Consider the following 24,906-nt stretch of genomic DNA (forward strand, 5'->3'; position numbering starts at 1 on the left):
AGAACCCCTCGACAAGGTTCATCGTCCCAGCTCAGAAGGCACTTTCGCGTTACCGCACAGAACCCGGCCCCACACCAAGTGAAACGGCGAGGCTAGAGGGCCACGCGTCATACAGAACGGTGCGGTGCGCGTACGCACCGAGGACCTTGCTGCTGGCCGCCAGCTGCGCCCACCCCTTGCGGAGCGTGCCGAGACCCACGTCGCCATCCTTGCCTCGATCAGCCAGTACAGCTTCTCTGCCTCAACCAGCATGCCCGTCGTCTGTCTCTTGATGTTGCACTACTCACGGTCGGTGGGGCCAGAAGGTCGACAGGGGGAGCCGGACAGTGGGCAGCTGTACTGCCTGGATCGGCCCGAGAGCGGCTTCTGTAGCGAGAAGGGCTTCGTCGAAGGATCCGAAGCCGAGGACTTCAGCAGAACAAGCAGGGCAGTCTCCGGGGCGGCGGATGTGGTCGGCGCCGCTATCCCTGGAACCTCGGACGTGCGCGAAGGCGTCGTCAGGGAAGTCAGCCCGTACGACATGCCAGACCCCGTCGCGCTCTTCGGCGGGCAGCCCGGCTGCTACCGCCGGCCGCATCGGCGGCAGTAGGCGTTCGTGGTCCTGGATGAGGAACACTCGGTCAGTGAAGTCGACGCTGTCACCCTCGGGGCGCTCGCGCTCAAGCCACGCTTGGGCCTCCTCGCGGGTACCCGGGCCCCACAGATAGTCGGTCGGGAATCGCGTGGTCTCGTAGCGAGTATCAAACTCCGCCCAGTAATCGTCATTCCAGCGACTGTTCGGGATGAAAGGGACGGCCCGCACCACTATGTGCTGGTACTCACCTTCTTGTTCTTCCGTGGGGTCGGGGACGGAGAGCGCTTCGGCGGGTTCCATCCGCGCTCGCCCGGAACCGTTCCAGCTCAGCACAGCGATCTCGCGGAGCAGGGGTGCCGGATAAAGGCGCCCACCAGGAGTGGCCTGCCCCCACAGCTGGTTGATGAGTTCCGCCAGGTCTCGAACGGTCCGTGCCGCCTCCACAGGGGTGTCGACATGATGGCTGGCGGGATGCGCAACGTGGTTGCGGAGCTTGGCCAGCGCGTCTTCGGCTGTACGACTGCGCCGCCCGCGGAGCAGGCCCGCCGTACGCGCCCACCGGCGGAGGCCGTGCAACGTGCCGTTGAACTCGATGGCGTTCGTTGCGATGACCAGTTTCGCGCGTCGTCGCGTCATCCTGTCCGCGAGCTTCTTGACCTCGTCGTACGACGTGACGGCGAAGGACTCGTCCGGGTCCTGGGGATAGCAGAAGGTGATGGTGCCGGCGCACCATTCCATGAACCGGTCGCGCAATGCCTGCTCGAAGATCAGGAGCGCCTGGTCGCCGACCACGGTGTATACGTCATAGCAGAGCACGCCGTAGGCGAAGACAGTGCGCAGCCGCTCGAAGGAGTCGCGTGTTCCTGCCGCGACACCTTCCGCCAGGTCACAGTCGGCGATCTGCCGCTGTTGGAACTCCGCGGCGTCTTCGGGTTTCATACGGCTGCCGAGTCCGTAGGGGTTGAACGCCAGCGACAGATTGTCCGCAACGCGCAAAGCCTCAAGCGACCGGATCTCCATGTACTTCTCCTCACTATGGGAAACCCGCCAGGATGCACCTAGAGGCACACGGGCGGCCACCCCTTTCTCTGAAGGTGTGGCTTCGTGAGTTCGCTGCGGGATCACTCGCTGGGAAAGCAGTCTGTCCTTGGACAGCGAAGTTAGTCGCTGAAGTCGCGCTGGCCTGCACCGACTGGGGCCGGTTGGCAAAGGATATTTCTGGGCCTGCTTGTGATCTGACTGGAGGTTCAGTCCTGGCGCTGGACATGGACTCGTCGAGCTGGCCCCTATGCCGCACGGTGCTCAGGGTCGGTCCCGGCGCACGTCCTTGCGCCGTCGTTCGAGTTGAGGCAGCCAGTGCTCGGGCGGCTGGGGATCCGTAGCTGCTACCGCCCAGCCGTCCACTTCTTGAGGGTTCCGGGGAGCCCAGGTGCGCGGTGGGCCCAGCGTGAGGACATCCTTGACGAGTGCCCCCATGGCATCAGGAAGGTCCCGATCAGGGTCGTTCAGCAGGAGAGGTATACCCAACGGGCCCCGTCGGGGGGCTGATGTCCGGTAGGTGACCTGGCAGAAGGCGTCCGCTTCAAAGACGACGCCGCGGGCGTCGGTCGGCCCCTCCTCGTCCGAGAACCAGATCAGCCGGTCGCCGGCTACCAGGCGCTCCCTGCCAACCAGCATGCCGTTCCGCACGGTTCCGTCTCTGTCGAGGAAGGGAACGGGGTCCTCGTATGAGCCGGGATCGTTGTCGCTGATTCCGGCCACGTGCCCGGGGTCACGCGTGGAGTGGATCTCCAGGAGGTCGCCGTCCGCGTGGGCCATCCAGATGTCGAGTACCTCAGCGGACGAGCTGAGCAGATGGGGGTACGCGGTGAGCGTGAACAACTGCCCTGCCCTCAGGGGCAGGACGACTCGGTCATTCGCGCGTAGGCGATGAATTGCAGGGATCGGCTCCCAGCTGGTGATACCGGTTACCTCTCTCTGGCATCGGCGGATCGCCTCGATGGCCGTCTCCAGGGAGACGCGGAAGAACTCCTTGCCTGCGTTGACCCGTTGGGCGGTGAGGAGGCGGTGGACAGCCTGTTCGACGTCTTTGGGCCGGGGCGTGTTGGTCCTGAAGAGCACGTCGAAAGGGAAGGGGACCGATGTCCCTGACAGGTCCTTAGCTCGGTCCTCCGCGAGCAGGTCTGTGTAGCCGATCTTGAGCATGTTCGGGAAGGCAGGGTTCCGTTGGACGTATACGAACCCAGTCGTCCGAGGAGGAGTCCCGGTGCCCGCCTTCCGGGAACTGCCGTTTTTCTGGCGCCTCTTGATGCCGCTGGAGAATCCGGAGAGCGTGACTGGCGGGTCGGCCGACAGCACTTCGATCCCACCTTCGAGGTTGTGATGGGATGAGGCGGTGATGCGGCGTCCCGAGGAGAAGTGCTCCACCTGAGCGCGGGACACACAGCGCAACGCTTCTTCGAGCGGTTCGAGCCCCTCATGCCCGTCGAAGTCGCGGTCACGGGAGCCTGGCAGGGATCGGGCCAGTGCATCGGTGGCGGCTTCCATGATCAGACTGGCGAGCTCCGGGCCGATATGTGCGTACACAGTGCCCAGGTGGGTGGACTCGATTTCGTCGTACTCGTTGTGTGCTTGGGTGTAGAGGTCGATAGGGATGCCGGAACGCTTCGCGATGAGGAGCAGCTCGCAGGCGTGACCTGGGTTGTCCAGGTCGAAGACGAAGTGGGCGTGCATGCCCGGGGACTCCGTCCTGGGCTTACGGCAGATGAGCAGAAGGCGGTTCCGATGTTCGGGATCCCGCTCGAAACCGAGGGGCAGCACCCCCTCTGTGAATGCGGCGAAGGCAGCCTCCGCCTTTGCTGCGGTTCGGACGATGATGTTCCACCAGGGCAGAGGGCCGAAGGTGCCGTGTACCGCCTCGGCACCAGGGACACAGGAACTGACGGGGTATGACTGCTGGAAGTCGAGGGACTGGTTCAGGAAGGTCAGAACGCAGGAGTCCTGGAAGCGCTCCTGATGTGTGCGCGCCCGCAGCATGTCGCGCTCGGTATCGCTCAGACACCCGATCGCCTCGCCGAGGGTCTCTAGCTGCTCGTTGACCAGCTCCAAGGCTCGGGCGATCACTGGCCGCAGAGCGTGATTCTTCCGGAGCTGTCGGCTTACCTCTCGAAGGTGACCCTTGGCCGCCGTGCAGTAGGCCACATCTGAGCCCAACTTCCACAGATGCCTGGCCTCGTGGGCGGGAAACCGCTCCAGCCACAGACGTTGAGCCTCGCTACCCTTCCTGAGCAAGGCAACCGCGGCGGCATCCCGGACACGAGCGTCGCGTTCCGCTTCCAGTCTGGACCAGATGGTGTCGGAGTACGCATCAAGAGATATGAGTGAGCGAGGCACCAGAGCCTCTCCGGTGCGAGCCTCCACGTCCCAGTGTCGGGCCAGTTCCCTGGCCGCCTGGGCGGCGGTGGCCGCGCGGGCCAGCCGACGGGACCAGTGGTCCAGGAGCAGGGCATACGTGCCCTCCGGATCCTCAGCACGCAGTCCGAGGCCGAACAGCAGAACGGAACCGACAAGGCCGTCGTGCTCTACGTGCCGACGGACATGCTCGACCAGGCTGGTGAGTTGATCCGTGTCAGGCTTGGGATCGGCGAAGAGCGTGTGCTTTGCCAGCAGTCCGGTGATATGCGCGGTGGACCGGCCACGCGAGTCCAAGACGGCGATCCGCAGGATCAGAAGGGCACGCAATAGATCCAGATCGCTCGGGTTACCGACGATCCGCGCCGGATCCAGCAACGGGTGGTGGCGACCGACGGAGGTGGCAATCCCCGCGCAGATCTTCTGGATCCACTGCTCGCGCAGGTCGGTCAGGCCAGTAGCGGAAGGCACAGCTCTAATCCCCCTGTTGATAAGGACGGCAGTGGAACCCTCTCCGACATCCGCAACAGAGACCGTCACACCTCGTGAAAGCTTTGCCGGCGCATGGTGTCAGGGACATGCGGGACATGCGGGCGTCTGGCGGACGCCATGCCCATGAGCCCTGGAGAACCACGGCCAGGGAGCTCATCATCCTGGCCTGTCGCATCTGCGGAGTGTATGAGGTGCCACTGACAAGAGACCCGCACCGGCAAGACATGACGACGTTTCCGCTGACCTCCTCAGCGTGGAGGTGTAGGAAGCCCGCACGACTGGGTCCGCTGTCAAAGGTCTCGATTGAATGTGTAGGGTCTCGCGCTTCGTTGCATACGCCGAGGCTGTGACCTGCGACTTCTCGCGGTGTCTCACGCTGCTTCATCTGCGGTTGTCTCAGCTCTCGGTGCATCCCCGCTGGGTTTACTGAGGCCGCTCCGGACGGGCAGACCGCTAACCTGCGGTCTCACGGCCGGCTATCACCCAGGACGGCGGTGCGGTCGGTTGTGCGGTGGCGCCGTATGGCGGAAAACGCGGGGGCGTTCTGCGCTGGATGTTCGACCGCATCATCGCGCTGCGCGGGGGCATCGCCCCAGTCCGCGCCTACATTCCCAAACTCCTGCCGGATGTGCTCTCCGGGGTCCTCGATCCGGGGCCCGTCTTCGACCATGCCGTCTCCTTGGCCGAGGTGCCTGACGGCCATCGGGCGATGGACCACCGGTCGGCGCTGAAGGTGCGCGTCACCTTCTGAGTGCGGGGGCCGATGGCACGGGTTTGGTTCCTCCCGTGCCGCGCGGGGCCCTCGTGATGTCAGGGGGCGCGTTTCACGTGGCGGACCAGCCACATCAGCAGGGTGTCCAGGTCGGCGGCGGCCAAGAGGACTCGGTCGACTGCCTCGGGGGTGTGCAGCCACTCCTCGCAGCCGAGGGGACGGGCGGCGATCAGAGAACGGTGGCGCAGCAGGTTCGTACGGGAGTGGTCTGTCGGATAGCCGCGTGGGGGGCGTTTCATCACGTCCCCAGAGATGTTGTAGCCCTTCTTCCGCACGTCCTCGACGATGGCGGACAGTTCGCGTCCGCTTCCCTCAGAGGCCACGGCTTTGCGGAACATGTCCACCTGGCCGGGATCGGGGTACCACCAGGCGCCCTGGATGCGCAGGCCGTCCAGGGAGAACCGGAGACCGATCTCGATCTTGCGGCCGAGCCGGATCACCGCGCCCTGGTGCTGCCACCACCAGGAGTCGGTGCGGTAGTGCCAGACGGAGAAGTCCTCGTACCGGGGGTCGGTGTCCGCGACCTCGTTGAGCAGGGCGATCATCGGCTGCCGGACCAGGCGTTCGCGGTCCGCGCGGTAGCGCTCGCGGGTCGCGTGGGTCGGTTCGCCCTGGAGCTGCCACAACACGTCCATGGCCTGCTCCGGCCAGCCGGTGAACTGTCCGCGCATGCGCGCAGGCTAACCCATGGATCCGCGCGCGGAGAGTGAGAGGGGCAGGGAGGCTTGGCCCAGACACGGTGGGAGGTGCTGCGGCGGGGCTCGCCGGCCAGTTCGATGTGCGGTGTGCGGTGGGCGAGTTCGTCGAGGAACACGGAGAGTGCAGTCGATATGAAGCGGGCGGCGAGATTGTGCAGCCGAACTTGAGATCCCACAGAATGGCAGGGGATAGCAGTTCGCCGGGGGCAGACAGGAAAGATCGCGGAAAGACTGGCCAACGTGCGTGAGGGCATGTCAACGTAGACGACCTTGCAAGAAACCCCAGGTCAGAGAGGTGATTGCCTGTGACCGTAGCGCCTGTTGGCCCCGGTTTCTTCACCACCGTCGAAGCCCTGCGGCTGCGCGAGTGGCAGCTCGGTCCCGGCCAGCCCACGCTGGTCATGGACCAGTTCTCCGCGGAGGACTTCCACCTGATCGTGGATGATCGTGCGGACGTGCACGTCAGCTCCAAGGACGGCCGGTTCTACCTCGGCTGGTTCCCGCTCGGCCGCCCCGGAACGGACGGCGAGGGATGGAAGATCGCCGTCACCGGCACGGCCAAGGTGCGCGGCTACCACCTGTCGTTCGACGTCGAGACGCCGGCGGACATCGTCGCCGCTGCAGTGGCGCGCGTGCTGGAGACCTCACGGCGCCTATGACAGCGCGGGTACCGACAGGTAGTCCTCGCCCCGTGGGCGGTCGGCTGTCTGCCGGGCCACCGGCCTGTTCCACTGCTCCCCGTTTCCCCGCACCCCAGGAGGCTGTTTCGTGACGTCCACGGAGATGACCGTCGGCGATCTCATCGACCTGCTGTCCGGCTGTGACCGGAGTGCTCCAGTCCGCCAGGCCGTGAATCCGTTCTTTCCGATGGCACACCGCTTGGCGCAGGTCGTGCAGTCCGTGGACGAGACCGGCCGGGCCGTTGTCTACCTCGCCGAAGGGCGGAACGAGGACGCGCAGCTCGGCCATCTGCCGCCCGAGGTCGCTGTCGCCCTGACGTGGCAGGGCCCCGTCCAGGCGCCCCTGCGCCGCCCCCGCCGCCGAGCCGGCGGCAACTAGACCCGCACCGAGCCCTTGGAGGCGCCCCTGTACCCCGACTTCCCGCTCGATCAGTCCACTCCGCGCGGCGGCCAGCCCGAGTTCTGGGTCGGTCCTCGGTATCTGGCCGGTGATGATGGGCGCCTCTACGACGCCGTCGCCGACACGCTCGCCGGTCTGGGCTGGACGAGCCTGACGATCGTCCGCGGGCGGCACGTGCCGGACGAGGCGCCGGAGGACCGACAGGTTCTGCGCAGCACCGTCCTGCACATCAGCCCCGACGCCCTGCGCTGGGCCCAGTGGAGCCTGGCGGACGAGCCGTTCCACTTGGGAGAGCTGCCGATCGCCTGGCAGATCTCCGCCCGCGCCGAGACGAGCAGCCCGCTCGCTCAGTGGTCGGCCTACTTCACCCCCAATGTCCCCGGCGAAGCCGTGTCCGACTTCCTCGTCACGCTCGACGCTCGCGACCAGCCCGCCGTGCCGCTCGCCGGACCCGAGCTGGTCCTCGACGCCGTCGCCGCACACGGATGGTTCCGCGACATCGACCAGCCCCAAGCGGCAGCGACGGACCCGACGTTCACCTCGCACATCAGCCTCGGCGAGGTGCCGCCCCTCATCCAGGACGCCGACCCGCGCCCCCTGGCCGCCGAGGCTGGCGAGGCGGGGCCAGCCGGATGGCAGGCATGGGCCGAGCCCGCGCTCGGCGCACCGTGTCTGTGGGCGGCCTCCTTCGCCGCCAGCGTCCCGCACGACCTCGTGGCCGCCTTCGCCGCCTCCCTCAGCTCGACCGCACCGGTCCTGCGCCGGGTGCTGCCCGAGGCCACCCGGGAGCGGCTCCTGCGTGCGCCGGCCATCTAGCACCCCGCGCTGTCACCCGACGCGCTCAGCCCGGCTCCTCCTTCATGGAGGGCCGGGCTTTCCGCTTCTCGGGCCCGCACCGTACGTGTGCCGGACGCACGCTGCCTCCGACCATCCGAAGGATTCGGGTGGGGGCAGCGTGCGTCGGGGGCCGGTCAGTTGGCTGCGGTTGCCTTGGCCAGGGCCCTGTCGAGGTGGCGGTCGACGAGGGCCGGAGAGCCGGAGACGATCAGCAGCAGACTGCCGTCGCGGACCGCAGTCTGCTTGACCACGGTGCTCCGCCCTCCGCCGGAGAACGTCAGGAGCTGGCTCCACTGCTCGTCACCGAGCCCGCGGGGCGTGGGCAGCTTCTGCGAGGCCATGTTGATCGGGGTGCCGCCCGCGACTACCTGATAGGTCGGGCAGCCGGTCATCGCGTCGAAGATCCGGTCGATGCCGTCGGACAGCTTGTTCGCGCTGTCCGTGTACAGCTCCTCGGAGATCTCCGAGTAGCTGCCGCCGTACGTGAAGGCCGTCTTCGCCTTGCGGGGGAAGGCGAGCGTGCCACCGGTAGCCGCGTCGCCGCCCAGCTCGCTCAGGGCCGGGCAGCCGACGACGGTGACGTCGTCGTGCTGGGCGGGGCGCTCCGGCTTTCGCAGGTAGCCGCTGCCGAGGTCGCTCTCGTCGAGCAGGCGCGTCTCCAGCGCGGCCGACGAGAGAGAAGCGGCCTTCAGGGCGTCGTCGGCCGACTTCCCGGTACGGGCGGAGGGAGCGGTGTTGGGCTTGGTGCCAGTGGTGTCGGTGGAGCAGGCGGGCATGGCGAGGAGGGCGGCGGCGATGCCGAGGGCGGTGGTGGCGACGCGAACGCGCATGACGGAACTGACCCCTTAGTGCTAGGCGACGGGTGGTCAGTGCGGGCCCGCGGGCCCGGTGGGGTCGTAGGAGTGGGGGTCAGTGTCCGAGGTGGCGCAGGCAGTCCTCGAACGTGGCGTGCGTCGCGTCCGCCGGCCCGGAGTTCCGGTTGAACCAGGCGGTGTCGAGGCGGGTCTCCTGCTGCTGGTGGCCGACCCGGCAGCGCAGCCAGATCTGGTTGCGGGTGGAGAGGATGAGCCAGCCCCGGTACGCGCCGCACTCGGAGCAGGCGACCATCTCGCCGTCGAGTACGAGGGGCTGCTTCCACGGCATCATCGTTCCGTCGACCTGGTCGTGGCTGGGTATGCGCAGCTCCGGCGGAAGGAAGTCGTCCACCACGGCGGCTGGATCGCTGCGTTCACGGTCCCGTTCGGCCCACGCCCGCTCAACCGCCGGCGGCACTTGCCCCTGCATTTTCGCCGCCATCTTGACGAATCGGCGCTGCTCCTCGCTGGGCTCCTTGGCCCGGCGCCGTATCCGGTGAAACACCCCGACGTCCTCCCTTGCCTCGTCCTGCTCGCTTCATGATCGTGTCCTACGCCCCCGGAGGCTTCAATTCACAAAGTCAACAGTGACGTTCGGGGAGGTCAGAGAGCGTTTCCTCGCATCCCCATGCCGGAGATGACGAGTTGGCCACGGCACGTGTCCCTTGGCGGCAGGGGGCCTCGGTATGACCGAACTCGCCTCGTCCTCCTTGACCACCCAACTTCGCGGCGCCTATTGGCTTGACTCGCCACACCTGCATCATTCCCTCCCGTCGTGTGTGCGCTGGTGCCCGCGAACCACAGAGCGGACCTGAACGCCGCCGGGGGAGCGTGTGGCGAACGACCATGCTGTGGGTCGCGGGCGGGGCGGTCGTTGTGTCCCTGCTTTCGGCCGTGCGCTGAGACCGCGGCCCTGCACGCCGGAGGGCTCACCGGGTCTTGCCCGATGCCTCCTCCCCGACGCGGCGCCGACCAGGTGCGGAAGGCCCGGACGCTGCCCTGCGCGTTGCGGACGGGTTCCCCGTCGTGCCGTTATCGGGTGGCCCCGAGCCATCGGCAGGCAGGTCGGCCATCCGCCGCATCCGCCACACCAACACATCGCTCACCGAGTCCGCGCTGTCGAGTTCGCGACGCTCTACTGCGTCGGACAAGAGAGCGGCCGGGTCGTGGCCAGCGGCTTCGGCCTCCACGATGGTCGCCGCCAGGGCGTGCCAGCCGGGCTCGGCGAGGATCTGCTCAACCAACCTCGGCAGCGCCTCGCGCAGCACGACCGTCTGCCGCTGAAGCATCGGCCGGCTCAGGCGTCGACCTCGCTGGTAGAGCACGCCGAGGGGCTGGGCGGCGGCCTCTTCGTAGGCGGCGCGCAGGTGCTCGGCGGCCTGACAGGCGGCAGCGGCCTGCTGCGCGTGTCCCTTCTTCGCGTGCCAGTGCATGGCCGCGGTGATGAGGAAGAACAGCATGTCGATCGCCATCGCGGTGCTCGCGTCGTCCTCGCCTCGGCCGAGCGCGGGACCGCCGTGGACGAGGTCGCGGGCGGCCTGCCGCAGGGCGCGGTCGTGCCCGCGCTCGGCACGTACGTGGGAGCGGGAGGCCCGCTCGAACGCGAAGGCAGCGTCCCGCAGTTCGCGGCGGGTGTGCGCGGCGGACGTCTTCGCGAGGGCGTCCAGGACCTCGCCGACCGCAGCGATGTGGGCGGCGGCGACCGCGTCGTCACCGTTCTCGACGACCGTGATCGCGGTCCAGGCAGCCGACGCTGTCCTCCGACGTGCGGCAGACGGGCTGATCGCAGTCGCACGGCTGGCTGTATCTGTCGATGAGGTCTGGTCGGCGGACCAGCGCTCACGGATCCGTGGCAGGGACAGGTCCGGGGCGAGGCGCACCCCGGGATAGAACACGGGCTCGCCGTCCTTGTTGCGGTCGTCCAGTAGAGCCACTTTGTAGCCGAGCAGGTCACCGGAGGGGGCCTCGCGCGTGCGGATCAGGAGGCCGGCGGCGGCGAGGCGGTCGAAGAACTCCGCCTCGCTTCGAGCGCCGGACACCGCTCGGCGTACGGTCTCGCGCAGTTCTTCCCGCGCGGTGCGCTCGCGGCCCTGGCGCTGAGCCTTGTGGCGCTCGGCGCTGGTGGGGCGCTTCGCCGCGGTGCCGTCACCCTTGTTGAGGCAGCGCAGGCCCAGCTCTGCTTCCAGGGCGCGGGCCTGGGCCTGGACGCGGTTGGCGTCGTTGTCGAGGTCAGGTTTGTACCCGTCTTCGCGGACGAGGGTGGCGATGATGTGGATGTGGTCGTCGGCGTGCCGCACGGCCGCCCACCGACAACCCGCTCCCGCCTCGGGGCCGTCGATCCCGGCGGCGGCGACCATACGGCGGGCCACGTCGCCCCATTCCTCGTCCGTCAGGATCCGGTCCTCGCCACCGTTGCGTACGGACAGATGCCACACGTGCTTCTTCGAGCGTTGCGCCTGGTCGATGTTCTCGACGGGCTGGTCCAGGAGCTGCTGGAGCTGCTTGAGGGTCGCGGTGGCGTCTCGTCCGGGGTCGGGAGCATTGTGGTCCCAGGAGGCGACCAGGTGCGGGTCAGTGTGCTCCTCGAACTTGCCCGGCCCGTACAGGTAGTACAGGAGGCCGATGGTGCGCTGGCCGCGCTTTTGGATCCGGGGAATCATGCTGCTGTCCTCGGTTGATCAACGGGAATGGGCAGTGGGAAGCGGGCGTTCCACGCGCGCGGTGCGGGAAGTGCTCACGGATGAGCTGGATATCGCCGCTTTCCGCGCTGCTTGGAGTTCTGCTGGGGGCTGGCGCGACGGCGCTGGCGGACCGCCGGCGTTGGCGTCGGGAGGCAGTCACGCGCCTGCTGGAGCTGCGTACGGAGCTGTACGCCGCGTACCTGGTCGCGATGGAGGACACCGGCAGGGACCTGCTGCGCGTGCTGCGGACCACGGCAGTCGAGGAACGTGAGACGGCAGCTGCTGATGCGTTCGCCGGCTTCAATCTCGGTGGCACTCGGCAGCGGATCCATGTCCTGGCTCCGCTCGACGTCGTTCGGGCAGCAGACGAGATCTTTCGAGGTCTGCGACGCGCGAGCGACTATGTGGCTACCGCGGACGCACAGGACATCCCGGCGCTCATCGCCGTGAAGGACGAGATCGGGACGCTGCGCAACCGGTTCCAGGAAGCTGTCCGGCGCGACGTCCGAAGCCTGCTGGCCGGCAGCGCCTCGTGGTCTGCCTGAGCAGCTCGGTCAATCCTGTTCCAGCAGCCAGTCGGTGACCGCCTGCACGCGAGCGACCGCGCGCTGAACAGCCGAAACGACGGCGTCGAGTTCCGCAGGCTGTCCGCCGCTATTGACGGCACGGGCGACCTGATTCAAGTTGTTGCCGACCTGCCCGAGATGACGGCGCGCGGCGAACAGCTCGGCTATCAGATCTCGGTGGCCTGCGATGACCGCAGCGGTGTTCTCGGCGTCCTCGGCGGCGGCGAGACCAGCGCGCACGAGGTAGGCGGGCAGGCTCTTGCGCGAGGTACGGGCTGCGGTGGTCAGACGACTCCACTCGTCGTCGTTGAGACGGATGTTGCAGACGCGTGCGCGCTTGTTCTTCTGCGGGGAGCGCTTACGCGCGATGGCTGCTGGAGCGGTGCTCGCGCCGCTTCGCGGCTGCTCCTCCACCCCTGGCTGCGATCCGCCCTCGGTCGCTGTCTGACGGTCCAGTGCCCCCCGGTGCTGGACCGCTCCCGCCACCCCTGGGGCGGGATATGGCCAAGCTGCCTTCCCCGACGGGGAAGAGTAGCTTGGCCGATAACTTGCTCGCCCCGAGACCGAGTTGAGGTCACGAGCAGGTTCCGGGGTGTTGCCGTTGCGGGTCGGGTTTGTCATCGGGATTCGGGCCTCGTGGATCGGATGCGGTGCCGGATGGTGGCCGCCAGTTCGACGGCTTCGGCTGGTCCCGTAAGGACGTGGACGGCCCCGTCGTACTGCAGTGAACGAGCCACTGACCGGTCGGGGTGAGGACTGGGGCGTGCAGGAGGCACCGGCAGACCAGAACGTCCGTCCAGGCGTCGGACTCGGCGGTCCCTGAGCTCGGATGTGCGAGTGGGACGCGGAATTAAGGCGTGCCTCCTGGATCGGGGCGGTGGCCTGCGCGGACCCTGGCCACCGCTGCGGATAGGACCGTTGATCTGGCTCTTTGCTGGTCAGCCGCACTCGGGACAGCGTCCGACGTGGCTGTTGAGGGCCCGTGCCATCCGCTGTTTGGTCGAAGCGGCCTGCTTCGCGCTGGACTTCGCCGCCGGCCTGCCCGCGTGCCGCTCGGAGTGGGCGATCATGAAGCCGATCTCCCGTTCGTACTCCGCACGGACGGTGTTGAACTGGTGGCAGGTCTTCATCGGGCGGTGGTCCTTCTCGTTGTGGTGGCGTTGCTCCGCAGTTCCTGGAGGACGAGGCTCAGTCGGTCGTTTCGGCCGCCCTTGAGGCCCTCGCGTCGAAGGATCTCTCTTAGCTGGACTCGGGTGACGGACTCGTTGCCGTCCCGTTCGAGCAGGGCGGGGACATGGGGGCTCACCTGCTGGACGAGCTGGTCCACGGACTGTTCCGGCTCGCGCGGTGAACGCTGCATCTGCGGGCTGCGGGACCGGCCGTTTCGCTTTCCCTCGTCCTCAGCTTTCGTAGTCGGCTTTCGCCGGAGGGGGACCTTGTGTCCCCGGTCCCCGGTGGGCTCGGTCCCTGACTCGACGCCCTTCGGTCCCCGGTGCCATGCCTGCGCCTGAGCAGGCACTTCGACCGCTGGCACGCCGGTCCCCGCGTCGAGGCACTCGGTCCCCGCGCTGGTCCCCGCGGTGAATTCGGCCGCCGGTTCCTGGTCCCCGGTGGGTTCGGTCCCCAGGGTCGGTCCTCCCGGTCCCCAGTCCCCGGTGAGCTCGGTCCCCATGTTGCCGCCGGTCGGTCCCCACTTCTCGGTGGGCTCGGTCCCCGAGTCGTGCTCCCCAGTTCCGGGGACCGGTCCCCGGTCCCCGGTCAGTTCGGCGGGACCGTGGGGACCGACCGTGGGGACCGCCGTGCTCTGGGCCTGCGCTGAGGGGGCGGTGGCGGGAGTGGCACTGCCTTGCGGCATGGACCAGGGAGAAGGGAGTGGGACTGTGGCGAGCGCGAGCGCGTGCCGGCGGGCGGCGAGCTGGTCGAGGAGCTGCGCGCGCTGAGAGGGGTCGGTGCCGACCGAGGCCCTGCCGACCGCCTTCGACAGCCGCCTGGTGAGCCGTCGGCCTCGCCGGTTCCGCTGCTGCTCGGGCGTGCGCTCGGCGAGACGGGCGGCCAGGGCGACAGCGCGGGTAGTGGCCCGGTCGCGGGTGATCTGTGCGGCGTCGCGGTCTCGCGCGGCGATGCCGAGGCGGGACAGGAGACGCTCGCGCGCTTCCCGTCCCAGGGTGGCGATCAAGCCGCGGGACGTGGCGCCCGGTGTGTGCACGCGCAGTTCGATGCCCATGGCGAGGTGCCACAGCATCGCCGCCATGATCGGGCCGACGAAGGCGCGGACGGTGCCGCCGATGGGACCGCTCTCGGCGTAGGAGGGGATCACCTGCACCGTGGTGATCACCCAGACCAGGGTGCCCGGCAGGCCGGGCGCACCTTGGGAGGCCAGGTTCTGGCGTGCCATCAACGCGGTCGCGAAGAGCGCGAGTTCGGCTGCGGCGAACATGCCGATGCGTTCGGCGGTGCCGGCCATGTTGAGGTAGTCGGCGGCGAAGCGCCAGCTTGTGTCCGCGCTGTAGGCGGTGCAGCCGAGCGCGGCGAGCGCGGCGACCTTGACCGCCGGGCCACCGAGACGCTTTTGAGGGCGCCCGCTCCGGCGCCGGAGCGCCCAGGCGGCCAGCACCAGCGAGAGGGCCGCGGGCACGCCGGCCGCGAGGAGGAGAGGCAGGTCCGAAGCGGAACCGAGGGACAGGACGGGGTGGGTCATGCGGCCTTTCCAAGAGGGGCGTGCGTCGAGGTCGACGTCACCGGACGGGACACCGGCTGCCGCGTGCCGGGCTTGGCGGGAGTGGGGCTGCCTGTGGTCGGGGCGGCCTTCGCCCGCTTCTTCTTGGGCCGGGGCACGCCGTAGGTGCGGTCGCGGTCGAAGACCTTGTTGGCTGCCTGCCGGAGCAGGTCACGGGCGTGCTTGTGGCTTATCTGCAGGGCAGCGGCGAGCCGGTCAGGGCGCCAGCCCCGGACGTAGGCGTGGTCGATGACGACCTGCCGCTCGGCCTCAGTCAGGTGCACGTCACGTCCTTTGAAGAACGCGCTCACCCGCCGGTAGTCGAGGCGCCGGGGCAGACCGTCGTGCCACGGGCGCCGCTCGGCTTCGGTGAGGCCGCCCCAGACGCCCTCTTTGAGGACGTTCTCCAGGGCGTAGTTGAAGCAGTCGCGGCGCACCGGGCACAGGCCGCACAGCTCTTTCGCCTCGGCGATGGCCTCGTGGTCGCGGGGCAGCGGGAAGAACACGGCGTCAGCGTCCTCGGGGTCCATGCCGTGGCACACACCGCGGGTGTGCCAGCTGGTGTCGCCGATGCCGCGCAGGCCGGTGACCGGCGCGTCGTGGGTGGTGATGTAGCGCATGGTGGTCTCCGAAGTGGTGCCGCGTCGGCCCGTCAGGGCCGGCACTGAAGGGACGCGGCGTCGGGTGCCGGCTGCGGCGCGAGGGCGTGCGCCGCAGCCGTGGCGGGACGGTGGTGTGGTGTGGCGGTGCACCGGACGGGGTGCGCCGCGCTGCGCGCCGGTCAGGCCACTGCGGGCTGCTGGGCCTGCTGGGCAGCGGCGTGGTCGAGGCGACCGGGGTGCGGGGTGGCGCGCGGGGCGGTTCCCCGTACCCCGTCGTCGGGGCCGATCCGCCGGCGGCGGCACGGCTCGCCGGCCTGGGCCAGGCACCAGTCGCAGCGGACACTCAGGGCGTCGGGCTGCCCTTGGGCGATGGCCACCTCGCGTGCTGCGCGGGCGGGCCGGTAAGGCGCGAGGGCAGCGCGGGCGGCGGGCGGTATGCAGGAGCCGACCTCCCGCAGCCGGGCTTCCAGCTTCGGGTCGATCCGGCCGCGACCGCTGGTGATTGCCCGGGACTGCACGGGCTGTACGGTGCCGGCGGCGACGGCGCGGCGGGTGCCGACCAGCTCGGCGGTCCAGGCTGCCTGGTCGTCCGGGTCGACGGACGGCGTGGGATCGGTGTGCCGGGCCAGGCGGTCACGCCGGTAGCTCTCCCACGGGCGGGCGACGTCCGCAGGCAGGATCTGGTATGGCGAGACGCGGATGTGTTGACGGGCAGCGACGCGGGCGTCCCAGCCGTGGGGCGTGGCCATCGGCACGTCGCCGAGCAGCTCGTGCCACTGAGCGAGCTGGTCGCGGGCCTCGCCCTGGTGGGTGCGGATGGTACGGGGGTCGAGTCGGCCGATGTAGGCCAGCAGGGCGGCGATTTCGCGGCGATCCACGGTGTGGCTACTCCGTTCCCGTCGGCTCTTCGAGGGCGGCGAGGAGGGCGGCCGTGTGGGCCTCGGCCCGAGTCATGCCGCCCGGCTGAGCGGGGCCTTTGCCGGACAGGGCGTAGAGGTTCGGGCGGCCCGGGGCGTGCTCTCGGGCGACCCAGGAGCGCCAGTCGGCAGCCCAGGCCCCCGCCGTCCGCGGCTTGAAGTCGGCACGGTGGGCGCGCCACTTCGCGTCGGTTGCCTGCAGGCCCTCCTCGCCGAGGCGGTCGAGGTGCCCCTGCTGGCGGGTCCAGGCGTGGGTGGCTGGGTCAACCTGCCACTCGGCAGCCGAGGTGACAGCGCCACCACTACTGCTGTACCTCCGGTTCAAATCCGGTTCACTACGGTTCTGTGTGCCGGTTTCCGGTACATCGCTGTGCCGGTTTCCGGTACGCCGAGGTGCCGGTTTCCGCCGGGAGGTGCCGGTTTCCGAATCTGCCGGTTTCCGGACCTTCGCGGGGGATTCCGGTACCTGGCGCGGGCGGATCCCGTACCGCCGCAGGGCCGAGATCCGGAGTGTCAGGGGGGCCTCGTCGGGTGACGTGTCGTCGCTGTCCTCCTGCTGCTCGCGCAGGGCCTGTGCGACGGCCTTGGCAGCGAGGGGCAGGCGGTAGACCGTGCTGCGCTGGGGGCCGGTGAGGTCGTCGAGCTGCTCCAGCTCACCGGCTTTGAGCAGTCGGGCGATGGCTTCGCGCACCGTGGACACCGAGGCGCATGTGCGCTTGGCCAGGCTGGAGAGCGAGGCCCAGGAGACGCACTGCTCGTCGGCCACCCGGTCCGCGATCGACAGCAGGACCAAGCGTGCGGTTCCTCGGCTAGAGCTGTGCTCCCACACCCACTCGCGGGCATCGCTGCTCATCGGCCGCTCCCGATCACGGGGCGGGACCGAAGGCTTGCTGAGGGCGGACTGGTGCGTTCAGACCCGGGGCGGGAAGACGTCGGGACGGAGGTGGCTGCCGCGCAGGCCAGGCGGATGGGCCTTTTACGCAGGGCAGGAGGCATGCAAGAATCCCCTTTGCAGTGTTGCCACGCTGAAGCGCCCCGTGGAAGGGATCAGCGTGATGATGGTGGGCAATCTCCGCCCTTGCCGGGGCGAGTTGCCGTTGAAAACCCGGCGCCCGGAGTTTCCGCTCTCGGGCGCCGCTGTATGCGGACCTGTATGAGCCGCTCTCTGCCTGCTGTGCTCCTCGCGTTCGCAGCGCCGGGATGGGTGCCGGGGGGCGACGAACATACGCACGCGCCAGTGTCAAGATCCAGAGTTGGTTCTTAACCTCTGTAGAAGTTGCAGAAGGTAATGCATCAAATGCCCCCGTGATTGCCTGTGATGGCTGGGACGGAGCGCCCGCCTGTCTGGTTGGGTGGGCGTATCTGGCGGTTCCGGGGGATGGGTGTCGCGGAGACGTTTCTCTTGTGGGCGCGGCAGATTGAACCGAGGTACGCTGACTAGCTGCCCTGGTCGATGGAACGAAAGTATCCTCGTTTGCCTCAGTGATCAAGTGGCAGTGTGCCGATGGGCACCACATCGGACCAGGAAGGATGTTGTTGGATGCCGGCTCGCCGCTTCGACCCCGAGCGTGTGCTACTTGCCCGCAGGGAGGGCCGCTTCAAGCAGACCGATGTGGCGAGCCACGTGGGGGTCAGCGGAGCCCGTGTCAGCGCCTGGGAGACGGGGCGTTCCGTTCCGGACCCGGAGAAGCTGCCTCGCCTCGCTGCGGCGCTTCGGCGAGACCTGGATGAGCTGTTTCCTCGGGACGGGCGTCCCGACCTTGCTGACCTCCGGGCCGATGCCGGATACACGCAGGCAGCCACCAAGACGCTGACCGAGACGAGTACTGCCGGCCCCGTGGCCGCCGCCGAGAATGGTCAGCGGCGCCTTGCGGCGGAATACGAGCCGAAGTTGGCAGATGCCTACAGCGTGAGCATCGAAGCCCTGCGGCGCGCGCAGGAGCGATCCTTCGGCATCGAAGTACCCGAGCCCGATGAGCAGTCTCGGCAGGGCGGCGGAGGGCTTCCGGAAACCCTGGCGGAGAAGATCACGTATCTGCTGGAGCGCCTGCCGGCTCCGCTCTCGGACGCACAGCTCGCGGCTCTCGGCAACGAGCGTACGGGCGGGAAGGTTCTCACCGAGGACTTGGTGCGTGACCTGCGGACCGACGTGATGAGCTGTGCGGAGCCGGATGTGCTGGATGCGCTCGCGGAGGCGTTGGACACGACCCCGGTGATCTGGTCGCAGGACGCCGACGTGCAGCGGATCATCGGAGAGACGATGTTGCTCCGGGGGCAGATCGCTGCGATCGCCGCGCGCGGTGGCGAGCAGAAGGGGCTGTCGGCGGACCTGCTGGACTTCATCCTTCATGAGGTCGACAAAGCCCGGGCCGAAGCTCAGGGTGAGGACGGGCTGCCAGCCCAACCGTAATGGGCGCGCCCAGCACGGAGCCCGGCCCGAGAGCGCTGCCTCGAGCCGGGCCCTTTGTGCTTACAGGCGGACCGAGAGTACTTGCGGGTGCTGTTCGGAACGGGCGGCCAGGGCGGCCTGCCAGACCTCGGTCAGGTGCGGGGGGATGAGCCCGCTCTCCATGCTGTCCGGTCGGCAGAAGCGGTATTCGCTCAGCTCTTCCTCCTGGAGGGTGACCGCAGCCTGGTCTTCCGGGCTGAGCACGCCGCCGTCGAAGATATAGAGGACCTGCGCTCCGTGGCCAGGAACGGTGAGCCAGGCGTGGACCAGCAGGCGGCCGATGGGCGGGGTGATGCCGAGTTCTTCGCGCACCTCGCGAGCGGCAGCCTCTTCAGGGGTCTCACCCTGATCGATGGCGCCTCCGGGGAGGTTCCAGAAGTCTTTGTAGGTCGGGTTGACGATGAGGACATCGCCGTCGGTGTTGGACAACATGACCGCTGCCGAGGCGGTCACGGTGACGGAAGAAGGGTTCATGGTCAGGTCCTGGTGATGTGAGAGAAGAGTTGCGGGGTATCGGAGGGGTGGAGGAGGTGGGAGATGCTCGCGGGGCTGGTCGCGCGGTATGCCGCGGCCACGCGCAGCAGCCAGGCGACCTCCGTGGTGAAGTCGTCGCCGGTAGTCCGGAAGGCGGCCGGTGTTCCGGCTGGCTGCCCGGCAGCCACGAGTGCGGCCTTGAGCCAGTACGCTTCAGCCGTGGCGTCGGCGTCGATCCCGCGACGTCCTTCCGCCTGGGCGAGTTGAACGGCTCGTTCGTAGAGGTCGGCTGGGGCGCGCCGCCGGAGTTCGTGCGTCACGTCGCGGATCTCGGTGACGTAGCGCCCGAGCCGGATCTGCGAAGTTGAATCGTGTGACCGCACGTCCCGGATCGTATTGAGCGCGGCCGCTGCCCGATGGCTGTGGAACAGGTTGCTCGGCTGGTACAGGGCGATTCCGTCCATGGCGAGGACCATGTCGCGCCAGAGCGGATGGAGCCCGATGACCGCTCTCGTGCTCTGGAAGTGCGCCCGCACGGCGTGGATGGCGGGGGTGACCGAGCCGAGCAGCCAGAGCAGGAAGCCCGCGTACAGCAACGTGTCGGTGATGTGCTCCTGCTCGGCGACCGCCTGCTCGGACAGCGGGTGCAGGGTGGTGGGAACCAAGAACGCGGTGCGCAGGGCCGCGTACACAACGATGATGGCCATACCGGCGGCCATCATGGTCAATCCGAGGCGCAGGGTCCACCGACAGGCATGGCGTGAGGCCCGGCCCCACTGGTAGCCGCACACGAGTGCGGCTGCCGCCGTGTAGAGGTAGAGCAGTCCCATGTAGAGCGCGAGGCCCGTCTCGCCGGCGTGGCGACCCATGAAGTATGGGCTGTCGGCCGCGGTCTTGCTCCGGTCCAGCGCCAGGAAGAACACCACGGTCAGGCATACCACCGTGGCGAATGAGGCGCGGGCGGCGACGCGGTGCACCACGGTCGAGATCTTGATGTGGCGGGCTGTGGCGTCTTCGTCGGCGTAGACGTCAGTGACGTAGGTCAGCAACACGCAGGTGCCGACGATCGCCAATGCGTGCTTGAGGAGGGTGGGCAGGTCGTTGATGCCCAGGGGATCGATCGCGGCTCGGCCGAGATCGGTCCGAAGCCACCAGGACAGCGCGAACGCAGTGAAGGCGCCCCAGAGGAAGCGCCGACGGCGGCCACGCACAACACCGGGCAGGCGTACGGCGGTCTGGAGCAGCAGCAGCCCGATGATGAGAGAGACGATCGCATCAGAGACGGACACGGTTCTTCCAGGGGGTGCGGGGACGGGGGATGGAGCTGGGGTGGGAGAGGTCTTCGTCGAGGTGGCGCAGGGTGGGGTCCTCGATGTAGTCGGTGGCGTACGCCTCGTGATGCAGCAGGTCAGCCAGCATCTCTGCGCGCCGCTCGATGTGAGAGTCGTACCGGTGACGGGCCATGACGCGGCCCCTGGCCGTGAGGCGTTGCAGAACATTGGGCGGGAAGTCGGGCATGAGCCGGGCGAGCTGCTCGAAGCTCTCCTCGCTCGTGTCGTCACACCACATGTGGGCCAACTCGTGGAGGATGATCCGCATCCGGTGAAAGGGCGTGGTGCCCTCCACGTACAGGACCAGGTCGACCGGGACGTCGTCCAACTGCAGCCACAGTCCGCACACGTCAGTGTTGGCCAGCAGATGGTCTGCAATGGGCACCAGCTTGATTCGCCGACCTCGCACGGCTTCGATACCCGCGATCAGCCCGTCCAGGGTGAACGGCGTTGGGATCGGAATTTCGGCCAGCAGCGCCTGGCACTCCTCGCGTAGCTCACGCCGTGTCGCTGCCTTCGCAGGGTGTTCACCCGCGGAGCTGATGGTCGTCCTCCACGGTCGGCTGCTGAGACGAACTATCCATCCCATAGCACGACCTAAATTGCTCGTGCCGAAGGTCACTATCAGCCTCCTCAGAGAGCGGTAGAGACGCCGTCAGGCGACCTCAAACGGTCAGCGTGCCGCGTCACGAGAGCAGGATGGCCGCTTTCGTGGGGAGTGCACGCGGTTGAGGGCGGGATTCCGTTGTTGCCTTCGGGATTCAGAACAGAGAGCGACATGAAGATCCTTTACCTGTGCAAGTCGACCGATTGCGCCAGGGAATGCCTCCCTGGCGCCTGTGACCCTAGAGCCGGATCAGCCATCTCACGGAGGCCGGGAGTTGCGCTTATCCTCTCTATGAGAACTAACAGTTCTCACAGAGAGGTGGTCGCCACTTCAACTATCGTTCCTGCGATAGGAGTAATCACTTCAACTCGCTGGAATTCAGGCCGAGATGAGGACTGGTCGTGATGATGAGTGAGATCCCAGACGTGATGGGGGTTGTGACGTGAATCCCGCTCGCGGGCGTTACGTGAACGTTACGAGTGGCGATGTTGACGGGCAGCTCCTCCTCACTCGCATTCTGCGGCAAGCCCGTGCACGTCGAAATCCATCGGACATACCAGGGTTTACCGCCGAGTTCGGCGTCAAGTCCACTCTGGGGATCACCCAAGCCCAGGCGGCGCGCCTGGCAGGCGTCTCCCGCCGGTGGTACAACGCACTCGAAGCGGGGCGCCCGGCGAACTACAGCGACGCCTTTCTGCGTGCAATCCGCCGCATCCTCGCCCTGGACGCCGACGAGTGGGACATCGTCCACCGAATCGTCCGCGGCCGGGCCCCGGACGCGAACCCCGCGAGCCCACATGACCGGCTGTTACCGCCAGCTCTCATCGCCCTTGTCGAGCAGAGTCCGACCTGGGGCATCTACCTCAGCGACCATCGCTGGGACGTTCTCGCCTACAACTCGACAGTGCGAGAATACTTTCCACGGGTGACCAAGGGCCTCAACGTTGCTGAATGGGTGCTTACTTGGCCGGAAGCCCGGGCCCAGCTCATCAACTGGCAAGAGGACTGGGCACTTCCCGCGATCGCGGCACTCCGTGCCAATGCCGAACAATGGCCGCGTGACGAGCGCCTTGGAGAAGTCATCGAGACTGTGCGCCTCGATCCGATCGCCCGCAAATTATGGAACGCCCCTGATCTGCCGACGGTCAGCTACCTGACTTCCAGTGCGCCGCGCCGCCTCCATCTTCCCCGGCATGGAGGTAAGGAGTCCGTCGTACGAATCGTTGCGCTGACGCCCATGGAGGTGCCGTCCTGCCGCCTGATGGTGATCACGCCTGCAGAGTTGGTGCCCACTTGAGGACGCCACCTCCTTTACGCTTTGGTTCATGGTGCGCTGCCAGCACTGATGTGGACGGTGGGACTATTCTTCCGGGCCACGTGAATATCCGAGGGATCTTCCACGCGGCAGTCCTGGACAGGGATGGCGGCGACACGGGGGCCGGACATCAGGACGATACTCAACTGCAGCTCACCGGACTGGAGATAAGGGTCGGTCACCGAACAGACCACGCCCACCTGGCGCGGGTGACCGCATGGATGACCAGGTCGCGCCGCTTCTGGAGCGGATCGACGCACGCGAAGGCGAGCCCGTTGTCGGCGATGCGGCGCAGATCCGTGCGCAGATGGACGAGTTCACGACGTGCCTGTGTGAGCTCGACGAGGAGATCGAGAACCTGGCGGTGACCCGGAAGACACTTCTCGCCCGCCCGCCAACGTCCCCGGAGCCAGCCGAGGAGCCGCCTGTTCTGCCGGCCCACCCGGCCTACCAGCAGATCCTCGACGTCTTCGCCGACGCTGCTGGACCATGCGTGCCCGCGACCTGTGCCAGGCCCCAGACCTTCCGCTCAAGCTGAAGAACATCGAGAGCACCCGCCGCAAGCTCAAGCGCCTGGTCAGCCTGGGCGTCCTCGCCGAGACCGAACCGGGCCTGTTCATCCAGGGCCGCCCGTAGCAGCTCTCCGTTTCATGCCACCCGTCCGTCACGGCCGCCGCACTCGCCATCCGGCTCATGGCGCGATCGCTAGTGACCCGTCATGCGGAGCCACTGAGCTCTTTCCAACTTCACGTTGAGCTGGTCAGATGCAGGGCGAGGACGGCTTGGACGAGTGCGGTGATGCGGACCGGACGGCGGCGTGCACGAGCGCCGAGTTGGTCATGGGCGGAGCCCCGCCTGCGCAGCCAGATACTCGACGCCGCGGTGGCCGGACTGCTTGGACACGTGGACGTGGGCCGCGTGCCGGCCGGACGGCAGTGCAGGGTCGGCGTGGTCGCCGCGGAAGGCGACCTGTACCGCGTCGTGGCGGGAGCCGTGCAGGCCGTGCTCGGGTCTGTCCGGCCAGCGGCCCGGCCATACGAGGAAGACCGCGTTGCCGTTGTCGCCCAGTGCCGCGATGACCCGGTCCTCGGCCGTCCCCGGTGCGAACCGTGCCGACATCTCGAGCGGCAGGTGTGCCTCCAGTTCACGGTCGTCCATGACCGGCACGTCCGGTTCGCAGCCGCCGGCGCCGCAAGAGGGTCGGGCGCCAAGGTAAGGGCGGTGCACAAAGCGGGAGTTCGGCAGCGCCGCCGCCATTCGGCGGACCTCGTCGACGCTCTCCAGGTGCGTCAGCAGTTCCGCCTCCTCGCCGCGGTGTTCCATCAGCGCACACAGCCGCATGGCCTGGCGGTACGCTTCGGCGGCGTCAGCGGTGACGTGGACACAGCGTGTGTAGCCGGCCAGGCAGTCTTCGCACATGGCCGAATGGTGCCACCCGCTGGTCCGGACTGTCGCTCGGAATGATCGGCGGACTCCGATGCCGAAGGGCGGCCGTCGGCATGGCTCCCACGATGCTTTGACGAGCAGGGCGTACAAGCGGTGCAGGCCGATGGTGTCGAGGTGGAGAAAGTCCGTCGCGAGCAGGCCGCCGACCTGGGTCTTGAGGAACTGAGTCGACTCCAACCCGGCAGATGCGTAGGTCAGTTGGGCTGACAGACAGGTGAAGCCCCTGCTAGACGGGTCTTCGACCAAGAAATCCGTCTCCTCCAGAGGCTTCGTGTGCTTGTGTACCCGTCCGGCGTCGACGTATCCAGCTCTGCCCTGCGCTTCCTGTCCGCCAAGCTCCGCCAACACCGCCGGGAGCTCGGTAGTCGGTGGAGGCGCCTGACTCCGGGCCGGCAGGCTCTGCTCACACTCGCCCACCTCCGCAACGGCCACCCCTACGCCCAGCTCGCGGCCGGGTTCGGTGTCGGCACCACCACCGCCTACCGATACGTTGCCGAGGCTGTCGACCTCTTGGCCGCACTCGCCCCGACCCTCGAGGAGGCTGCCCGTACGGCATCGACCAAGGCGCTTGTACTGCTGGACGGCACCTTGCTGCCCATCGACCGGATCGCCACGGACCGCCCTTTCTACTCCGGGAAGCACAAGAAACACGGGATGAACGTGCAGGTTCTGGCCGATCCGTCCGGTCGGCTGCTGTGGGCATCGCCGGCTCTTCCCGGCGCTGTCCATGACGTCCGGGCCGCCCGTGAACACGGCATCGTCGGCATGCTCACGGACGCCGGCATCACGTGCTGGGCGGACAAGGGAAACCGCGGTGCCGGAGGCACAGTCCGCGTTCCGTACTGGGGACGCTGGGAGACGCTCTCCGACGGTCAGAAGGCCGTCAACCGGTCTCACGCCAAGATCCGGGCCCTGGTCGAGCAGGCCGTCGCCACCCTCAAGTCCTGGCGGCTCCTCCGCAAACTGCGGTGCTCGACCACCCGCATCACTAGTAGGACTCCGTTAGGTCTGGCTCGGTCTTGGCCTTGAGCGTGACCCGCTGGGCAGGGGTTGGTGGCAGGTGGTGCAGACGCCGGTCCAGCAC

At 68.0% G+C, this 24,906-nt stretch carries 25 protein-coding genes and 1 pseudogene; 10 read left to right on the forward strand and 16 right to left on the reverse strand.

Features of this window, described 5'->3' with window-relative positions:
* Window positions 1-283: 283 nt before the first annotated feature.
* A complete protein-coding gene (locus ACZ6KY_RS41030; protein WP_469315351.1) occupies window positions 284-1,594 on the reverse strand; it encodes a hypothetical protein in 1,311 nt (436 codons plus the stop codon).
* Window positions 1,595-1,876: 282 nt separating this feature from the next.
* On the reverse strand, window positions 1,877-4,525 hold the full coding sequence (locus tag ACZ6KY_RS41035) for a GIY-YIG nuclease family protein (RefSeq protein WP_469315352.1): 2,649 nt from the start codon (window positions 4,523-4,525) through the stop codon (window positions 1,877-1,879).
* Between the two features lie 430 nt (window positions 4,526-4,955).
* Between ACZ6KY_RS41035 and ACZ6KY_RS41040 the strand changes: the two are divergent.
* Window positions 4,956-5,228, forward strand: a pseudogene (locus ACZ6KY_RS41040) (IMP dehydrogenase); the annotation flags it as partial.
* A 59-nt stretch (window positions 5,229-5,287) separates the two neighbouring features.
* On the opposite strand, the gene ACZ6KY_RS41045 reads toward ACZ6KY_RS41040, so the two are convergent.
* Window positions 5,288-5,920, reverse strand: coding sequence for a DUF2461 family protein (locus ACZ6KY_RS41045; RefSeq protein WP_469315353.1), 633 nt, complete (start codon window positions 5,918-5,920; stop codon window positions 5,288-5,290).
* 332 nt (window positions 5,921-6,252) lie between these two features.
* Here ACZ6KY_RS41045 and ACZ6KY_RS41050 point away from each other — a divergent pair, with 332 nt between their 5' ends.
* The 3 genes from ACZ6KY_RS41050 to ACZ6KY_RS41060 all read left to right on the forward strand — a co-directional run bounded on the left by ACZ6KY_RS41050 (window position 6,253) and on the right by ACZ6KY_RS41060 (window position 7,843).
* On the forward strand, window positions 6,253-6,606 hold the full coding sequence (locus tag ACZ6KY_RS41050) for an SPDY domain-containing protein (protein ID WP_469315354.1): 354 nt from the start codon (window positions 6,253-6,255) through the stop codon (window positions 6,604-6,606).
* A gap of 109 nt (window positions 6,607-6,715) precedes the next feature.
* Entirely contained in the window at window positions 6,716-7,006 is a 291-nt protein-coding gene (locus ACZ6KY_RS41055; protein WP_469315355.1) for a hypothetical protein, read from the forward strand.
* Window positions 7,007-7,021: 15 nt separating this feature from the next.
* On the forward strand, window positions 7,022-7,843 hold the full coding sequence (locus tag ACZ6KY_RS41060) for an SPDY domain-containing protein (protein ID WP_469315356.1): 822 nt from the start codon (window positions 7,022-7,024) through the stop codon (window positions 7,841-7,843).
* 155 nt (window positions 7,844-7,998) lie between these two features.
* Here the strand turns inward: ACZ6KY_RS41060 and ACZ6KY_RS41065 are convergent, their stop codons facing one another.
* From ACZ6KY_RS41065 to ACZ6KY_RS41075, 3 genes are all read right to left on the reverse strand, one after another.
* Window positions 7,999-8,694, reverse strand: coding sequence for a hypothetical protein (locus tag ACZ6KY_RS41065; RefSeq protein ID WP_469315357.1), 696 nt, complete (start codon window positions 8,692-8,694; stop codon window positions 7,999-8,001).
* A 79-nt stretch (window positions 8,695-8,773) separates the two neighbouring features.
* Complete coding sequence (locus ACZ6KY_RS41070; RefSeq protein WP_469315358.1) at window positions 8,774-9,223, reverse strand: hypothetical protein; 450 nt, start codon at window positions 9,221-9,223, stop codon at window positions 8,774-8,776.
* Between the two features lie 424 nt (window positions 9,224-9,647).
* Window positions 9,648-11,378: a relaxase/mobilization nuclease domain-containing protein gene (locus tag ACZ6KY_RS41075; protein WP_469315359.1), complete on the reverse strand. Its 1,731-nt coding sequence runs from the start codon at window positions 11,376-11,378 to the stop codon at window positions 9,648-9,650.
* Window positions 11,379-11,458: 80 nt separating this feature from the next.
* Here ACZ6KY_RS41075 and ACZ6KY_RS41080 point away from each other — a divergent pair, with 80 nt between their 5' ends.
* Window positions 11,459-11,944, forward strand: a complete 486-nt coding sequence (locus ACZ6KY_RS41080; RefSeq protein WP_469315360.1) for a hypothetical protein — start codon at window positions 11,459-11,461, stop codon at window positions 11,942-11,944.
* 9 nt (window positions 11,945-11,953) lie between these two features.
* Here the strand turns inward: ACZ6KY_RS41080 and ACZ6KY_RS41085 are convergent, their stop codons facing one another.
* The 6 genes from ACZ6KY_RS41085 to ACZ6KY_RS41110 form a co-directional block, all read right to left on the reverse strand.
* Window positions 11,954-12,379, reverse strand: a complete 426-nt coding sequence (locus ACZ6KY_RS41085) for a plasmid mobilization protein (protein WP_469315361.1) — start codon at window positions 12,377-12,379, stop codon at window positions 11,954-11,956.
* Window positions 12,380-12,903: 524 nt separating this feature from the next.
* Complete coding sequence (locus ACZ6KY_RS41090) at window positions 12,904-13,095, reverse strand: hypothetical protein (RefSeq protein ID WP_469315362.1); 192 nt, start codon at window positions 13,093-13,095, stop codon at window positions 12,904-12,906.
* A complete protein-coding gene (locus tag ACZ6KY_RS41095; protein ID WP_469315363.1) occupies window positions 13,092-14,663 on the reverse strand; it encodes a hypothetical protein in 1,572 nt (523 codons plus the stop codon). The genes ACZ6KY_RS41090 and ACZ6KY_RS41095 overlap by 4 nt, the downstream gene beginning before the upstream one ends.
* Window positions 14,660-15,301 (reverse strand): WhiB family transcriptional regulator, encoded by a 642-nt coding sequence (locus ACZ6KY_RS41100; RefSeq protein WP_469315364.1) that lies wholly within the window; start codon window positions 15,299-15,301, stop codon window positions 14,660-14,662. The genes ACZ6KY_RS41095 and ACZ6KY_RS41100 overlap by 4 nt, the downstream gene beginning before the upstream one ends.
* 161 nt (window positions 15,302-15,462) lie before the next feature.
* The gene (locus tag ACZ6KY_RS41105; protein ID WP_469315365.1) at window positions 15,463-16,161 is read right to left on the reverse strand and encodes a zinc finger domain-containing protein; all 699 of its coding nucleotides are present in this window, start codon (window positions 16,159-16,161) and stop codon (window positions 15,463-15,465) included.
* A gap of 7 nt (window positions 16,162-16,168) precedes the next feature.
* Window positions 16,169-17,053: a helix-turn-helix domain-containing protein gene (locus ACZ6KY_RS41110; RefSeq protein WP_469315366.1), complete on the reverse strand. Its 885-nt coding sequence runs from the start codon at window positions 17,051-17,053 to the stop codon at window positions 16,169-16,171.
* A gap of 687 nt (window positions 17,054-17,740) precedes the next feature.
* On the opposite strand from ACZ6KY_RS41110, the gene ACZ6KY_RS41115 reads away from it, so the two are divergent.
* The gene (locus tag ACZ6KY_RS41115) at window positions 17,741-18,610 is read left to right on the forward strand and encodes a helix-turn-helix domain-containing protein (protein ID WP_469315367.1); all 870 of its coding nucleotides are present in this window, start codon (window positions 17,741-17,743) and stop codon (window positions 18,608-18,610) included.
* Between the two features lie 60 nt (window positions 18,611-18,670).
* Here ACZ6KY_RS41115 and ACZ6KY_RS41120 read toward each other — a convergent pair whose 3' ends face one another.
* The 3 genes from ACZ6KY_RS41120 to ACZ6KY_RS41130 are packed head-to-tail and all read right to left on the reverse strand — an operon-like array spanning window position 18,671 to window position 20,839.
* Window positions 18,671-19,123 (reverse strand): NUDIX domain-containing protein, encoded by a 453-nt coding sequence (locus ACZ6KY_RS41120; RefSeq protein ID WP_469315368.1) that lies wholly within the window; start codon window positions 19,121-19,123, stop codon window positions 18,671-18,673.
* 2 nt (window positions 19,124-19,125) lie between these two features.
* Complete coding sequence (locus ACZ6KY_RS41125; RefSeq protein WP_469315369.1) at window positions 19,126-20,412, reverse strand: MAB_1171c family putative transporter; 1,287 nt, start codon at window positions 20,410-20,412, stop codon at window positions 19,126-19,128.
* Window positions 20,399-20,839 carry a hypothetical protein gene (locus tag ACZ6KY_RS41130; RefSeq protein ID WP_469315370.1) on the reverse strand — a complete coding sequence of 147 codons (441 nt, stop codon included), beginning with the start codon at window positions 20,837-20,839 and terminating at the stop codon, window positions 20,399-20,401. The genes ACZ6KY_RS41125 and ACZ6KY_RS41130 overlap by 14 nt, the downstream gene beginning before the upstream one ends.
* Window positions 20,840-21,503: 664 nt before the next feature.
* Here ACZ6KY_RS41130 and ACZ6KY_RS41135 point away from each other — a divergent pair.
* The 3 genes from ACZ6KY_RS41135 to ACZ6KY_RS41145 all read left to right on the forward strand — a co-directional run bounded on the left by ACZ6KY_RS41135 (window position 21,504) and on the right by ACZ6KY_RS41145 (window position 23,012).
* Window positions 21,504-22,358, forward strand: a complete 855-nt coding sequence (locus tag ACZ6KY_RS41135) for an MmyB family transcriptional regulator (protein ID WP_469315371.1) — start codon at window positions 21,504-21,506, stop codon at window positions 22,356-22,358.
* A 235-nt stretch (window positions 22,359-22,593) separates the two neighbouring features.
* The gene (locus ACZ6KY_RS41140; protein ID WP_469315372.1) at window positions 22,594-22,914 is read left to right on the forward strand and encodes a hypothetical protein; all 321 of its coding nucleotides are present in this window, start codon (window positions 22,594-22,596) and stop codon (window positions 22,912-22,914) included.
* On the forward strand, window positions 22,866-23,012 hold the full coding sequence (locus ACZ6KY_RS41145; protein WP_469315373.1) for a hypothetical protein: 147 nt from the start codon (window positions 22,866-22,868) through the stop codon (window positions 23,010-23,012). Before ACZ6KY_RS41140 ends, ACZ6KY_RS41145 begins: the two co-directional genes overlap by 49 nt.
* Window positions 23,013-23,213: 201 nt before the next feature.
* On the opposite strand, the gene ACZ6KY_RS41150 is transcribed toward ACZ6KY_RS41145, so the two are convergent.
* Window positions 23,214-23,795, reverse strand: coding sequence for a hypothetical protein (locus tag ACZ6KY_RS41150; protein ID WP_469315374.1), 582 nt, complete (start codon window positions 23,793-23,795; stop codon window positions 23,214-23,216).
* A gap of 300 nt (window positions 23,796-24,095) precedes the next feature.
* Between ACZ6KY_RS41150 and ACZ6KY_RS41155 the strand changes: the two genes are divergently transcribed.
* Window positions 24,096-24,851: an IS5 family transposase gene (locus ACZ6KY_RS41155; RefSeq protein ID WP_469315375.1), complete on the forward strand. Its 756-nt coding sequence runs from the start codon at window positions 24,096-24,098 to the stop codon at window positions 24,849-24,851.
* The last annotated feature ends 55 nt before the right edge of the window (window positions 24,852-24,906 follow it).

The sequence above is a fragment of the Streptomyces sp. NPDC042002 genome (genome assembly GCF_055588305.1).

Coding starts and splice junctions, on each gene's coding strand:
- ACZ6KY_RS41045 (WP_469315353.1), bottom strand. CDS start 5,920: ATGCGCGGACAGTTCACCGGCTGGCCGGAGCAGGCCATGGACGTGTTG.
- ACZ6KY_RS41145 (WP_469315373.1), top strand. CDS start 22,866: ATGCGTGCCCGCGACCTGTGCCAGGCCCCAGACCTTCCGCTCAAGCTG.
- ACZ6KY_RS41080 (WP_469315360.1), top strand. CDS start 11,459: ATGAGCTGGATATCGCCGCTTTCCGCGCTGCTTGGAGTTCTGCTGGGG.
- ACZ6KY_RS41110 (WP_469315366.1), bottom strand. CDS start 17,053: ATGAGCAGCGATGCCCGCGAGTGGGTGTGGGAGCACAGCTCTAGCCGA.
- ACZ6KY_RS41030 (WP_469315351.1), bottom strand. CDS start 1,594: ATGGAGATCCGGTCGCTTGAGGCTTTGCGCGTTGCGGACAATCTGTCG.
- ACZ6KY_RS41090 (WP_469315362.1), bottom strand. CDS start 13,095: ATGAAGACCTGCCACCAGTTCAACACCGTCCGTGCGGAGTACGAACGG.
- ACZ6KY_RS41065 (WP_469315357.1), bottom strand. CDS start 8,694: ATGCGCGTTCGCGTCGCCACCACCGCCCTCGGCATCGCCGCCGCCCTC.
- ACZ6KY_RS41100 (WP_469315364.1), bottom strand. CDS start 15,301: ATGCGCTACATCACCACCCACGACGCGCCGGTCACCGGCCTGCGCGGC.
- ACZ6KY_RS41075 (WP_469315359.1), bottom strand. CDS start 11,378: ATGATTCCCCGGATCCAAAAGCGCGGCCAGCGCACCATCGGCCTCCTG.
- ACZ6KY_RS41115 (WP_469315367.1), top strand. CDS start 17,741: ATGCCGGCTCGCCGCTTCGACCCCGAGCGTGTGCTACTTGCCCGCAGG.
- ACZ6KY_RS41140 (WP_469315372.1), top strand. CDS start 22,594: ATGGATGACCAGGTCGCGCCGCTTCTGGAGCGGATCGACGCACGCGAA.
- ACZ6KY_RS41095 (WP_469315363.1), bottom strand. CDS start 14,663: ATGACCCACCCCGTCCTGTCCCTCGGTTCCGCTTCGGACCTGCCTCTC.
- ACZ6KY_RS41150 (WP_469315374.1), bottom strand. CDS start 23,795: ATGTGCGAAGACTGCCTGGCCGGCTACACACGCTGTGTCCACGTCACC.
- ACZ6KY_RS41120 (WP_469315368.1), bottom strand. CDS start 19,123: ATGAACCCTTCTTCCGTCACCGTGACCGCCTCGGCAGCGGTCATGTTG.